Below are 12309 nucleotides of genomic sequence, written 5' to 3'. Positions count from 1 at the left end.
TACAAATTGCACTGCGACACAGGTTTAATGCGACGATGTAGGGTGAATAATTTGACCGTAATAGCCAATTAAATTGTGGCAATAGGGCGCAGTGCGTATGGAGTTGATGAGTTCTTAACCATGCAAGTAAGGAGTTGTCATAATTGGTTATCCTTTTGCTATTTTTTTTAAAATAGCACTTGCATATTTTTGAGTTAAGCCCGATATTCAAAGGACAAGGACACGATTCTGCAGACTCAAAAGTGTTCATCATTTCAATGAGGAGATGAGTTCCAAAATTGATTAAAGATGTTCGAATGCTGTGTAAACAGCAAGTTACAAGCGTGCCAAGATAAAAAAGTTTTGCACAAAAAGATTCAGATAGATAAAGAGGATTAGATTATGAACATTGAAATCCGTACAGATAAAAACATTCAAAATAATGATCGTTTAATTAGTTATGTGCGTGCAGAACTGAATGAAGAATTCCAACGTCATAGTGAACGTATTACCCATTTCTCCGTACATTTAAGTGATGAGAATGGGGATAAAGGCGGCGATGATGATATTAAATGTATGATTGAAGCACGCCCAGCAGGATTAAAACCTGTGGTTGTGAATCATAAAGGACATAATGTTGATACCGCTTTGCATGGCGCTATTGATCGTTTGAAACGTAGCCTTGAGCATCTGTTTGAAAAAAGAGAAAATCCCCGAGGTGGGCAATTAGAATTTGCGGATGCTGATGCAGACAAAGATGTGATTGATGATGAAGATTAAGCTCAACTGATTGAGCCTAAAATAGAAAAAAGCCCTGCGGGGCTTTTTTTATATGAATTAAAAACTTTAGATATACATTTACATAAAACAAATGACCGAGAATTCGGCATAATATTCTGAAACTGATGAAAGAGTATGTTCCATGTTAACAGCACAACAACAAGTCTTTGTGCAGGCGATAGAAGAATTAGACCTGCCACAAGTACAACGTCTTTTGGCTGATGGTTTAGATCCAAACTTTATTGATGCTGAAAAAGGACCTGCTGTTTCAGTGTGGTCGGATGGTTTATTTCAATGGTGGGAACATGTCAGCGAAGCTTACGAAGCAGGTCAAGGACTCAGCGAAGAACAAAAACAGCAAGAATTAGCCGTTCATTTAGATATTTTGGAAGCCTTAATCCAAGCCAAAGCCAATTTTTATTTATGGGACAGTGAAGAGTTGTATGGCCCACTTTGGGATGCGGCGAGTTCAGCGTGTGTACCTGCTGTGCAGCGCTTATTGGCAATTAAAGTTGACCCAAATACGCGTGATGAGCAAGGGCTGACTATTTTATCTTCAATTAGTGATTTATTTTTTGATTGCGATTTTGATGAAATCAATTGGAGTGAAGCTTTACCAGAAGAACGTCAAACCCTAGAATTGTTGCGTAGTCAGGGTGCAAAAATGTCGAAAGAATTAGCTTAATCACTGAGGCGAATCATGAAAAAATTACAACAATGTAGCGTATTGGTACTAACTCTGGGTGCAGCTTGTCCAACTTTTGCGGCAGATTTCTCTTTTGATCGACCAGGTTCGGGTATTGGGACAGGGATTACCCCAATTGGGCAATTGGCTTGGGAACAAGGTTTACCAAGTGCGAATTATGAAGAAAGTACAGTCAATGGTGTACAGCAAAAAACGACGACGCTAAATGCCGACATGTTACTCCGTACGGGGATTGCACATAACTTAGAATTACAACTGGGTTGGCAAGGACCATCATGGAGCCAAGTCAAACAAGCGGGTAAAACGGTTGATGAAGATGGTTTAGGTGATGTGAGCATCGGTTTAAAAAGTGCAATTGATTTGAACGATGACAACTTGACCATGGCTGTACTTTTAGAAGCAGTGTTGGCTACAGGGAATGATGGCTTTACCGCAGAAGATGATATTTATGCCTTGGCGACGGCCGTTTCTTATAAGCAAAGCGATTTAGTCGACACGTCGATTACCATGCGCTATGAAGTTCAAAATGGCGATTGGGCTGTGACAGCAATCCCTACCATTGGCTATAAACTTTCTGACAAATGGTCTGGTTTTTCTGAATTTGTATATCGCAAAGCAGAGAGCCAAGATTATGAATATTCATTGGGCTCGGGGGTCATTTATGCATTCAATGACCGTACTCAGTTCGATGCCAGTGTGGGGGTCGTGCTCAGTGGCGCAGATAAGAGTTATCAATCAGGTTTAGGCGTTTCGTACTTATTCTAAGGGTGTCAGTCTTGTTTATGGAAAAGTCTCTGCTGCTTTCAAAATCTTATGGGCGCAGTGTGCTCTGGCTGTGTGCTGTTTTGTTGGCTTTCTGTTCAACCTTCCTACATGCACAGCAAGCCTTATTATCTGCCGAAGAGGCTTTTCCTGTTCAAGTCGAATCTGTAACTGCACAAGAAGTGCAGTTACATTGGGATATCCCCGAACATTATTATTTGTATCAGCATAAATTTGAGGTACGGCAAGGGCAACATGTTTTGCCCTTAAAACTGCCAAAGGCAGAGGACTTGCATGATGATAACTATGGTCAAACTCAAGTTTATTATCAGCAGGTACAATTTAATGTGCCAACGCAGGCTTCACAAACGTATCAAGTGACTTGGCAAGGTTGTGCCAAAGACCGTATTTGTTATCCACCACAAACCATTGAATTTAAAACCGATGCAGATGGTTTAGTGGCTTTGCAGAATCAATTTACAGCACCTAAGCGATTGTTAGATTTAAATTCGAATAACAACAGTGCTACCGTAGAAAATACAGATGCTTTAGACCAAACCAAGGCAACATCTGCATCACAAACGGCTCAGGACCAACGCTGGTCTACACAATTGGCACAGCGCTCACCGATTTATGGTTTATTGCTGTTCTTGGGTTTAGGCATTTTGTTGGCATTTACACCATGTTCTTTACCTATGATCCCAATTCTCAGCTCCTTGATTGTACGTGATCGGCGCGGAGTCAAAGCATGGATGATTGCTTTGGTCTTTGTGTGCAGTATGGCGATGGTCTATGCCATGTTGGGCTTGGTTGCCTCATCCGCAGGTTTGAACTTTCAGCGTTGGTTACAACAGCCCTCAACTTTAATTGCGTTTAGTTTGCTGTTCGTGGTGTTTGCACTCAATTTATTCGGACTATTCGAATTACGTTTGCCACATGCAGTGGTACATCGTTTAGATCATTGGCAGTCGATGCAAAAAGGCGGTAGCCTGATTGGCGCGGCAGTTATGGGGATGATTTCCGCTTTGCTGGTCGGTCCTTGTATGACAGCACCACTGGCAGGCGCTTTGTTATTTATTTCTCAAACCCAGAATCAGTGGCAAGGTGCTTTACTGTTGTTTACGCTGGGTTTTGGTATGGGCCTACCTTTATTGCTGGCCAGTATTCTTGGGGCTAAAGCCTTGCCAAAAGCAGGTTTATGGATGAACCAGATTAAGGTGTTATTTGCCTTTCTGATGTTGGCCTTAGCGCTTTATTTCATTCGCCCCTTGCTTTCAGAAAGCTGGATGCAGGGTTTAAGTCTGTTATTGGGTCTTAGCTTTATCGGTTATGCGCTGTATCGTGCCCTATGGCAACAATCGCCTTTACGTCCATTATATCTTGTGATTTTGCTGTTGGTGGTGCCTTATGTGTTTTATAGCCAATATCAACAAAGCCAGCGTTTCTTCGTAGAGCAGGGGCAACAACAGATGCAGTGGCATGTGGCGAAAACCGCCGCAGATTTTCAGCAAATTTTGACACAAGCTCCGAAAGATCGTGCCATTGTGATTGATGTCTATGCAGACTGGTGCGTGGCATGTCAGCCGATTGAGCATCGCATTTTAAAATCAGCCCAAGTCCAGCAAGCACTCAGTCCATACACGCTGATTAAGCTGGATTTAAGTCATTACGATGCCAGTCATCAACAATTATTAAATCAATGGGATATTTTAGGTCCACCGACCTATTTATTTTTAACCCCTCAACAACAGGAAGTGCGCGGACTCCGTTTAACAGGAGCATTTAGCGAAGCTGAGCTGTTGCAACAATTAAAACAATTCGGACAAGATCTAGGACCTTAATCATGTTAGAGCTTTATATTGCCAATAAAAATTATTCTAGCTGGTCGATGCGCCCATGGTTGGTGCTCAAAGCCTTTGAAATTCCTTTTCAAGAGCACATGATTTATTTTGATCGCGAACGCTCCATTGGAGCATTTAAGCAAAAATTATTGTCTATTTCGGACAATGCTAAAGTGCCGATTTTGTATGATCAAGAGGTCAAAGTCTGGGATTCTTTGGCCATTTGTGAATATTTGGCAGAACAATATCCTGAGTATGCGCTTTGGCCCAAGGATAAAGCACAACGTGCCAGAGCCAGAAGTATCAGTGCGGAAATGCACAGTGGCTTTAGCCAATTAAGAACCTTATGTGGCATGAATATTCGGGCGCAATTGGCAGAAGTGGGTCAACGGCTTTGGGCTGAAGATAGCGAGTTAAGACAGGATGTAGCACGCATTGAGCAAATTTGGGCAGAGCGTCCAGATCCAGATGGTTTCCTATGTGGAGCATTCAGTATTGCCGATGCATTTTATGCGCCTGTCGTGATGCGATTTAAAACTTATGCTTTGCCTGTGTCTACATCGAGTCAGCGTTATATGCAAAGTATGTTACAACATCCTGCAGTACAGGCTTGGGTTGAAGCAGCGATGGTTGAAGGGCGTTGGGTCAATTATTTGGAAGCTTATCAAACCGAAGCTGAGTAACTGAGAACAAAAAAACTAACGGACAGACACCACATTTTCAGTTTGTGCTTGGAAAATATGCACCTGATTACGTCCAGATGCTTTGGCTGAGTATAAGGCTTTATCCGCTTGGGTCAGTAACTGAAAGGGCGTTAAAGGGGATTGTGCGGTTGAAATTCCAAAACTGGCAGTCAGCGCAATACGGTTGCCATTATCATCCTTCAATTCTAAATGTTCAATTGCAGCGCGACAGCGTTCCGCCGTGTGTTGAGCCTGTTCAAGCGTGGTGTGATATAGCAGCAATAAAAACTCTTCTCCTCCAAAACGTCCCACAATATCGGTTTCACGTAAATGCTGCTTGAGCAATTGCCCGACTAGAATCAAGGCTTCATCGCCTTTATGGTGCCCATGACAGTCATTTATAGACTTAAAATGATCCAGATCAAGCAAGACCAATGCATAGCTTTGATTTTTCTTACGCTGGATGTGCTCTAAATATTGATTCAGACTACGCCGATTATAGGTATTGGTTAGTGGATCAATTCTGCTGAGTTGTTGAATGAGCTGTTCACGATTGCGCCATTGACTGAGTAGAATTTCAAATAAGATCAGACAAATCATGACCACAGGAGTAATGAAATACAGCATACTTCCAACCCAAAATGCATTGGCGTAGGTATCATTGGGTAAATTGAAAATGGGGGCGTAAGGCAACATGCCATGTAAACTCAAATAACCACAAACAAATAAATATAAAGTTGAAGGAATTAAGGCGCTGTAAACAACTGAACGGGGAAATAAAATTAAACCTACTGTGAGTAAACTGACAAAAGAACTTAAGGTTGCAGGGCTGAGTACGCCAATTAGATATGCATCTCGGCATAAAGAGGTAATAAAACACCACACCGTAATATAAGGCACAAAGCGTTTGACCCAAGCTTTGTGTTGCCAATAAATGCAAGGATAAATCAGGCTACTAAGCACGACGATAAAAATCAGATTCAGTACAATTTGTTGTTTAATAAGTCCTAAATTGGTCATGCTCCACAGGCTGGGGTTCAACCAAATAAAAATTTTCCAGAGCATCCAAATCAGATGAGTCACACAGCCTAAAATTAACATCAGAATACATTTATTTAATGTATTCCAGTTCATGATCACCCCATATTCAATCACAATTTTCTTGAGTCTATGTTGAAGCGAGGTTGGAGATGGGGGAGGTGAGTTGGTTGTCATTGATTTTTATTCCCTCGACATCAACAATTCCTTTGTTGTTTTAAAGCGAGAATTATTTTTGCTAACCATAGCATAAATTTTAATCAAACTTTTGATTGCTTTACATTTCTCTTTTTCAGGGAGATTTAAATTTGTTCTAAAAATGGAACATAGTGTATTAACAGAAGTAATTATTCTATTTTTATAGATGGCCTAAACTTGCTTCTATTCCAAGAGAGCAAAAATTACGGTGGCATCATGAAAGTTTTACATATCGACTCAAGCATTTTAGGTACAGCATCAGTTTCGCGCCAGTTAAGCCAAGCGATTGTTGAGCAATTACAAGCGAAGCACGACAATGTACAGGTTGAGTATTTGGATTTGGCTGCACAGCCGATTCCGCATTTAACTGCGGAAATCTTAATGGGTCAAAATGCTGAGCAAGCCGTCTTAGGCGAACAGATCATCCAGCAGTACTTAGCAGCAGATGTGGTCGTTGTAGGTGCAGCCATGTACAACTTTGGTTTGGCTTCAACCTTAAAAGCATGGATTGATCGTATTAGCGTTGCAGGCAAAACTTTTAAATATACTGAAAATGGTCCTGTAGGTTTGGCGGGTAATAAACAGGTTTATATTGCCAGCAGTCGTGGCGGTGTCTATGGTGACAATAGTCCTGCAGATTTCCAAGAAGGCTTTTTGAAAACTGTGTTTAACTTTACTGGTGTCGAGCAGGTAGATGTTGTACGTGCTGAAGGTGTCAACATGGGTGAAGAACTTAAAAATAAAGCGATTGAAGCAGCTTTGGCACAGGTCAAACTTATCTAAGCTTACAGGTTTAGAACAGGAAAGGTCAGCAGATGCTGACCTTTTTTTTGGCACTTTAGTCTTTATCTAGGCGGTGCGCGAATGCGGCTAAATCTGCTAAAGCTTGTTGGGCTTCTTCAAACCAAGCGCTGAACATTTGGAAGTTATGCCACATCCCCGTATAAATTTTAAATTCAACTTGAACGCCTGCAGCCTCGGCTTGTTGCTGAAAGCGTTGCCCATCATCCATTAAAATCTCTTTAGAACCGACCTGAATCAGTGTCGGAGGTAAACCTGTCAAATCATCGAATAAAGGCGAGACACGTGGGTCTCCACGATCAATGTCCGCAGGTAAATAGTAATCAATGCCTGCTTCGAGGGCTTCAATAGAAAGTAAGGCATCATGCTTTTGGTTAAAGCGCAGTGATTCACTGGTCAGGGTCAAATCTAAAAATGGGGAAAGCAAAATTAAACCACTGACCTGTTCGAGTTGTGCTTGACGAATTTTAATTGCCAAAGCAACTGCCAGATTGGCGCCGCAAGAATCACCCGATAAAATAATATCTTTGGCTAGAATACCTTGATCGAGCAAATTTAAATACGTGTCAAACAATACATCAATTGCTTCTGGGAAAGGGTGTTCAGGTGAGAGTGGATAATCGACATGTAACACCTGCATTTGTGTCCGTGCTGCGATCTGGCTCAAAAATGCACGATGCGTATTTAGTGAACCCAGAAAAAAAGCACCACCGTGAATATGGAAGATGAGCTGGGTCGATTCCTTTTGTGGTTTAAGTTCTTCGGCATTCAATTGCCCTAAACGTAAAGGACGAACTTGGACATCTGCCTGAGTCGGGAAAATCTTACAGAGTTGTTCTAAGCCATGTCGCAGCACATTTGGGGGGAGATTGTATTGGCTCGGCGTACGGATGGTCGTTTTTAAAAGACTTTCTGTAATGAATTGTTTCCACGGTGCTGATATCTTCACGGTTCTTCCATTTTGTTATAAATTATGCCTAATAGTAGTATATTTACCCACAATAATTACAAGGGTACACTAAACAGTCACATTCAAGAATTGCAAATTTGCTGTGGCTTTACAATACTTAAAGACGTCTACAGACAGACTAGGGAAATCAACAAAAATGAAAAAAATTGCACTTGCATTAGGATTGCTCGGATTAACCGTACTTGCGAATGCGGCTGATCCATTAAATGGCACAGTTTGGAAAACTATTGATGATAAAACCAAGCAACCACGTGCGGTTGTGAAATTTACTGAGCAAAAAAATGGTGTTTTGACTGCCAGCATTCAAAGCATTTTGACACCAGGTGAAGAAAATGCTTGCAGTAAATGTGAAGGTCCATATCACAACAAATCATTAAAAGGCCTAACGATCGTTCGTGGTCTGAAAAACGTCGGCGGCACAAAATATGATGAGGGTACGATTTTAGACCCGAAAAATGGCAAAACCTATAGCTTAAAAGGTGAACTGACTTCGGGTGGGAAAAAGCTTGAGCTCCGTGGTTATTTGGGTGTAGCTGTATTAGGACGTAACCAAACTTGGGTTCGTATGAACTAAAGTGGTAAAAAAGATGTGATCAAAAGCCTGATTGTCTATCAGGCTTTTTTACATCTAAAAAGTGCCTTTTAAGCAGGAATTGCTCGATAAGCCGCTTCATCAAAACCGACGAGATAACCTTGAGCAGTTTGTAAAACAGGGCGCTTGATTAAACTCGGCTGTGCCATCAGAGTTTCGATTAATTGGTCTTGTGAAGCCAAGGCGTGTTGTTGTTCTGCTTCAGTCAGTTTACGCCAAGTGGTGCCTTTTTTATTGAGAATCAGCTCTTGTCCAACTTGGTCTAGCCAAGTTTTTAAGGTGTCGGCATCAATCCCTTGTTTTTTATAATCATGAAATTCATAGGTCAAGCCCAGTTCAGTCAGCAAATCGAAGGCTTTTTTCATGGAGCTACAGTTTTTAATGCCATAAATTTTTAGCATACAGAATACATTCCTGAAGATAATGATTGAGCATAGGGTAAACAAAAAAATCTGCTTTCTCTAGCATTGCAGGAAAATTAGGCGAAAGATGCTGATGTCATGGGAATTGTCATCGAATTGCAATCTAAACTTGGCATGCTATGTTCATGAAAAACAAGAATGTTAAAACAATCAAAACATCAGCGCTTAAATAAAAATAAGCAATAAAAAAGAGAAAACCCGCATTTAATCATCCTGATTATGCGGGTCTCATTACAACGTCCATTGTCACATCCTTGAAAACAAACTCAAACTGAGTGTGTTTTATTCCATCCTACGGCTTCCTATCCCTTTGCTGTCATCCTGACATGTCCCTGTGCCGTGCCGCTATGATGCCGTTTCTGACCGAGGATAAAAAGACCACAAATACGTCATGTGCTGTGAGCAAAAAGATAATGTTGAGTGAACGTTTGTTCACTCAAATATGCAAACTACTTAAATTTGATAGTCAATAATCACTGGGGCATGGTCGCTAAACCATTCATCTTTATACACCCAAGCATTGACTGTACGTGACTTCCAGTCAGGTGAACAGGCTTGGTAATCAATACGCCAACCGACGTTCTTGGCACGGGCTTGCCCACGATTCGACCACCAAGAATAAAGCTCAGCTTCTTTGCGTACTTCGCGGAAGGTATCGACATAACCGAGTTCATCATAAATATGATCGAGCCAGGCACGTTCATGTGGTAAGCAGCCTGAAGATTTTTGATTGCCCGACCAGTTTTTAATATCAATGCGCTTATGCACAATATTGTAGTCACCACACACAATGATGGATTTATTTTCAGCGCGCCATTGTTTAAGAATCTGTTGATAATTTTCTAAAAAATGATCTTTGCGTGCTTGTGCTTCGTCACCTGACGAGCCTGAAGGTAAATACAAAGAGCAAATATGAACAGGTTGATCTAAACCTAAATCAAATTCTGCACTGATAAAGCGTCCTTGAGAGTCGGCCAGTTCAAAACCTAAACCATCTGTTACAGACACAAAGGGTAAACGGCTATAAATAGCCGTGCCTGCATAACCTGCACGCTCCGCAGGAAATAAATGTGTGTACCAACCTTCAGGTTTAAATTTATCTGTCCATTGTGCATGAGTGATGCGACTTTCTTGCATGCACACCACATCGGCATCGGACTGTTCTAACCATTCCAATAAGCCTTTGGCTACGGATGAACGTAAGCCATTTACGTTAATTGAAACCACTCGTAAAATTTTTTGATCACTTGGGTAGCTACTCTTTGGTATCATGCGCAGTCATAACCTCAATGTATGAATTTCGGAGCACCTCATGTCAACGCCAGCTCAATTTAACCCACAAGCATTTATCGAACTCGCTTTATCACGTGGTGTGCTTAAATTTGGTGAGTTTACTTTAAAATCAGGCCGAGTGAGTCCTTATTTTTTTAATGCTGGTTTATTGAATGATGGTGAGGCTCTATCACTGTTGGCTTCTGGTTATGCAGATAAATTAACTCAGTGTGACAATGTCGAAGTGGTGTTTGGCCCTGCATATAAAGGGATTCCTTTTGTCGCAGCAACGGCTGTAGCATTGTCGCAAAATCATGGTGTGAGTGTGCCATGGGGCTTTAACCGTAAAGAAGCGAAAGACCACGGTGAAGGTGGCGTGTTGGTCGGTGCATCGGTTGCAGGCAAAAAGGTCTGGATCATTGATGATGTAATTACCGCAGGAACAGCGATTCGTGAAGTGGTCACCATTCTAAAAAATGCAGGTGCACAAATTGCAGGTGTATTGGTGGCATTAGACCGTCAGGAAAAAGGTCAGGGTGAATTATCTGCCATTCAGGAAGTACAAAAAGAATTGGAAATTCCTGTACATGCCTTAATTACCATGAAAGATTTAATGAATTATTTAGATGCCAAAGGTGAAAGCGAAGCCTTGGCGAAAATGGAAGCCTACCGTGTGAAATACGGAATCTAAGTCTATATGGACTTGAAAAAAAGGAAGCGATGGCTTCCTTTTTTCATTTATCAGCGGATTAAACTGTTGAGTAGATCTCATTAAATTTGTAAAAAATTGGTTACATCATAATCGTGGAACGTGAAGAATCATGAAAAAGCCGTTCTAGTGCGCTGAACCCTAGAATGGCTTTGACTAAGATGTTGATTATTATATGAAAATTTAAAGAACTTCGTATAACGACCATTATGTTAATTTTAGCGTAACTAAACTATATTTCATCGTAAGTTAATTGAGAGCGTACTAATACAGAGTTTACATCACCTTCTGGCCAAACCCATTTAGTCCAATTAGTTATAAGCCATTTAGTTGATATACCACCATCAGGGTTCGCCTCTTCAGGGAATAAAACATACATATTAATACCTGCTTTATATCCACTTATAGTAATTAATCCTTTTTGACAACATCCGCCTTCACATACCATCATGATTACTTCTTCTTCAAATGGATAATGAGCCTTGAATTTTAAAAGATATCCACGTTGTAAATATTGTTCATTGAAATCAATTAATTTAGACCATTTCATTCTATGACTTACAACTATTTTTAATAGACATTAAAGTATAGTATTTCTTGGCTGTTTAACATAATGGTCGTTATACTAAATTTTAAAAAATACAGTAAAAACAATAAGTTATACTTATCTTTTTGATTTCATATAAGGTGTATTATGTTAATTTTAGAAATAATTAAAAGTTTAGGAATACTAGTAGAATGCGACTTATAGAAATAGAACCTTATTTTTGGGAACTATATGAGGATAGCGAAAATATATATCTCAATGTTCTTATAAATATGAGTGCAATTTCTTGGGAGAAAACTATCTGCCTAGATGAACAAACTATTCAGCAGTATCAGACTCAAGGAAAAGGTTTTATTGATGGCTTAGCTAAAAGAATTGAAAGCAGCCAATTTAGAAAAGATTATGAAAGATTCTACTCATATCCAGATGCCTCCAAAGAAAAGAAAGAGGGAATGCTTGAAGCATTTAATAAATATAAGGCTAAGCAAAATTAAATCCATTTAACATAATGGTCGTTATACGAAGTGCATTTGTATATTAATATAAATATCAAATACTTAAAATTTTAGCTCTAGCCAAAAAATGCACAAAAAGCCGACTTTGAAATAAGTCGGCTTTTTATTGAACGAATTTGTCACTTTCAGCCAATAGAATCGATCAAAAAACATTCAAATTATGACTTTTCCCTGATAACTCAATACATCCAGTCCCGAAACTATCCGCAATTTCTGCGGATAAACCTTGGGGTAAGTTTTGAGCAATGTTGTAAGCTCAAGCTGACATAAATTAGGGAGCATTGCGTCTAGGCCACTGTTTGGATTTTTCATATGATGGGGACATAGAGAACAGGATGTTCCAACACATAAAACAATAATGATAAGTGCGACACCAGGACGTGAGGTACGACAGGAGTTATACCTAAACCACCGATACGAAAAAGCCCGACAGGATGTCGGGCTTTTTTACATTGGTTAAAAATAAAATTTGACAAAAAGTAATATCTATTAAT

The 12309-nt window shown here is 40.2% G+C and carries 14 protein-coding genes; 9 read left to right on the top strand and 5 right to left on the bottom strand.

All coding sequences use genetic code 11. The annotated features are described in order from the left end of the window. The first annotated feature begins 381 nt into the window (after window positions 1-381). The 5 genes from F4W09_RS13195 (at window position 382) to F4W09_RS13175 (ending at window position 4751) form a co-directional block, all read left to right on the top strand. Window positions 382-759 carry an HPF/RaiA family ribosome-associated protein gene (locus F4W09_RS13195; protein ID WP_016168860.1) on the top strand — a complete coding sequence of 126 codons (378 nt, stop codon included), beginning with the start codon at window positions 382-384 and terminating at the stop codon, window positions 757-759. A 142-nt stretch (window positions 760-901) separates the two neighbouring features. Beyond that, entirely contained in the window at window positions 902-1444 is a 543-nt protein-coding gene (locus F4W09_RS13190) for an ankyrin repeat domain-containing protein (protein ID WP_104441330.1), read from the top strand. Window positions 1445-1459: 15 nt separating this feature from the next. After that, window positions 1460-2230: a transporter gene (locus F4W09_RS13185; RefSeq protein ID WP_151505058.1), complete on the top strand. Its 771-nt coding sequence runs from the start codon at window positions 1460-1462 to the stop codon at window positions 2228-2230. A 17-nt stretch (window positions 2231-2247) separates the two neighbouring features. Further along, on the top strand, window positions 2248-4068 hold the full coding sequence (gene dsbD / locus F4W09_RS13180) for a protein-disulfide reductase DsbD (protein WP_151505057.1): 1821 nt from the start codon (window positions 2248-2250) through the stop codon (window positions 4066-4068). Window positions 4069-4070: 2 nt separating this feature from the next. Then, window positions 4071-4751, top strand: coding sequence for a glutathione S-transferase family protein (locus tag F4W09_RS13175; RefSeq protein WP_151505056.1), 681 nt, complete (start codon window positions 4071-4073; stop codon window positions 4749-4751). A 15-nt stretch (window positions 4752-4766) separates the two neighbouring features. Here F4W09_RS13175 and F4W09_RS13170 read toward each other — a convergent pair whose 3' ends face one another. Further along, window positions 4767-5966, bottom strand: coding sequence for a GGDEF domain-containing protein (locus tag F4W09_RS13170; protein WP_171492436.1), 1200 nt, complete (start codon window positions 5964-5966; stop codon window positions 4767-4769). A 237-nt stretch (window positions 5967-6203) separates the two neighbouring features. Here F4W09_RS13170 and F4W09_RS13165 point away from each other — a divergent pair, with 237 nt between their 5' ends. After that, window positions 6204-6770 (top strand): FMN-dependent NADH-azoreductase, encoded by a 567-nt coding sequence (locus tag F4W09_RS13165; protein WP_151505055.1) that lies wholly within the window; start codon window positions 6204-6206, stop codon window positions 6768-6770. A gap of 55 nt (window positions 6771-6825) precedes the next feature. Here the strand turns inward: F4W09_RS13165 and F4W09_RS13160 are convergent, their stop codons facing one another. Further along, window positions 6826-7737, bottom strand: a complete 912-nt coding sequence (locus F4W09_RS13160) for an alpha/beta hydrolase (RefSeq protein WP_151505054.1) — start codon at window positions 7735-7737, stop codon at window positions 6826-6828. Between the two features lie 157 nt (window positions 7738-7894). On the opposite strand from F4W09_RS13160, the gene F4W09_RS13155 reads away from it, so the two are divergent. After that, entirely contained in the window at window positions 7895-8332 is a 438-nt protein-coding gene (locus F4W09_RS13155; protein ID WP_016168852.1) for a DUF2147 domain-containing protein, read from the top strand. A gap of 68 nt (window positions 8333-8400) precedes the next feature. Here the strand turns inward: F4W09_RS13155 and F4W09_RS13150 are convergent, their stop codons facing one another. After that, complete coding sequence (locus F4W09_RS13150; protein WP_151505053.1) at window positions 8401-8751, bottom strand: arsenate reductase; 351 nt, start codon at window positions 8749-8751, stop codon at window positions 8401-8403. A gap of 474 nt (window positions 8752-9225) precedes the next feature. Continuing rightward, window positions 9226-10044, bottom strand: a complete 819-nt coding sequence (locus F4W09_RS13145) for an exodeoxyribonuclease III (RefSeq protein WP_104441333.1) — start codon at window positions 10042-10044, stop codon at window positions 9226-9228. 40 nt (window positions 10045-10084) lie between these two features. Here F4W09_RS13145 and pyrE point away from each other — a divergent pair, with 40 nt between their 5' ends. Then, window positions 10085-10735, top strand: coding sequence for an orotate phosphoribosyltransferase (gene pyrE, locus F4W09_RS13140; RefSeq protein WP_016168849.1), 651 nt, complete (start codon window positions 10085-10087; stop codon window positions 10733-10735). A 250-nt stretch (window positions 10736-10985) separates the two neighbouring features. Here pyrE and imm45 read toward each other — a convergent pair whose 3' ends face one another. Continuing rightward, the gene (gene imm45 / locus F4W09_RS13135; protein WP_151505052.1) at window positions 10986-11303 is read right to left on the bottom strand and encodes an Imm45 family immunity protein; all 318 of its coding nucleotides are present in this window, start codon (window positions 11301-11303) and stop codon (window positions 10986-10988) included. 188 nt (window positions 11304-11491) lie between these two features. Between imm45 and F4W09_RS13130 the strand changes: the two genes are divergently transcribed. Next, window positions 11492-11794 (top strand): hypothetical protein, encoded by a 303-nt coding sequence (locus F4W09_RS13130; RefSeq protein WP_151505051.1) that lies wholly within the window; start codon window positions 11492-11494, stop codon window positions 11792-11794. Window positions 11795-12309 lie beyond the last annotated feature (515 nt).

Origin of the sequence: Acinetobacter tandoii (genome assembly GCF_008867985.1) — a bacterium.
Classification (GTDB): domain Bacteria; phylum Pseudomonadota; class Gammaproteobacteria; order Pseudomonadales; family Moraxellaceae; genus Acinetobacter; species Acinetobacter tandoii.
Note: the sequence above shows the minus strand (reverse complement) of the source record. Positions and strands in the feature narration are given on the sequence as shown.

Excerpts from the sequence above, each read along its gene's own strand:
- F4W09_RS13190 (WP_104441330.1), top strand. The coding sequence starts at position 902 with ATGTTAACAGCACAACAACAAGTCTTTGTGCAGGCGATAGAAGAATTA.
- imm45 (WP_151505052.1), bottom strand. The coding sequence starts at position 11,303 with ATGAAATGGTCTAAATTAATTGATTTCAATGAACAATATTTACAACGT.
- F4W09_RS13150 (WP_151505053.1), bottom strand. The coding sequence starts at position 8,751 with ATGCTAAAAATTTATGGCATTAAAAACTGTAGCTCCATGAAAAAAGCC.
- dsbD (WP_151505057.1), top strand. The coding sequence starts at position 2,248 with ATGGAAAAGTCTCTGCTGCTTTCAAAATCTTATGGGCGCAGTGTGCTC.
- F4W09_RS13175 (WP_151505056.1), top strand. The coding sequence starts at position 4,071 with ATGTTAGAGCTTTATATTGCCAATAAAAATTATTCTAGCTGGTCGATG.
- F4W09_RS13195 (WP_016168860.1), top strand. The coding sequence starts at position 382 with ATGAACATTGAAATCCGTACAGATAAAAACATTCAAAATAATGATCGT.
- F4W09_RS13170 (WP_171492436.1), bottom strand. The coding sequence starts at position 5,966 with ATGACAACCAACTCACCTCCCCCATCTCCAACCTCGCTTCAACATAGA.
- F4W09_RS13155 (WP_016168852.1), top strand. The coding sequence starts at position 7,895 with ATGAAAAAAATTGCACTTGCATTAGGATTGCTCGGATTAACCGTACTT.
- F4W09_RS13145 (WP_104441333.1), bottom strand. The coding sequence starts at position 10,044 with ATGATACCAAAGAGTAGCTACCCAAGTGATCAAAAAATTTTACGAGTG.
- F4W09_RS13165 (WP_151505055.1), top strand. The coding sequence starts at position 6,204 with ATGAAAGTTTTACATATCGACTCAAGCATTTTAGGTACAGCATCAGTT.
- F4W09_RS13185 (WP_151505058.1), top strand. The coding sequence starts at position 1,460 with ATGAAAAAATTACAACAATGTAGCGTATTGGTACTAACTCTGGGTGCA.
- F4W09_RS13130 (WP_151505051.1), top strand. The coding sequence starts at position 11,492 with ATGCGACTTATAGAAATAGAACCTTATTTTTGGGAACTATATGAGGAT.
- pyrE (WP_016168849.1), top strand. The coding sequence starts at position 10,085 with ATGTCAACGCCAGCTCAATTTAACCCACAAGCATTTATCGAACTCGCT.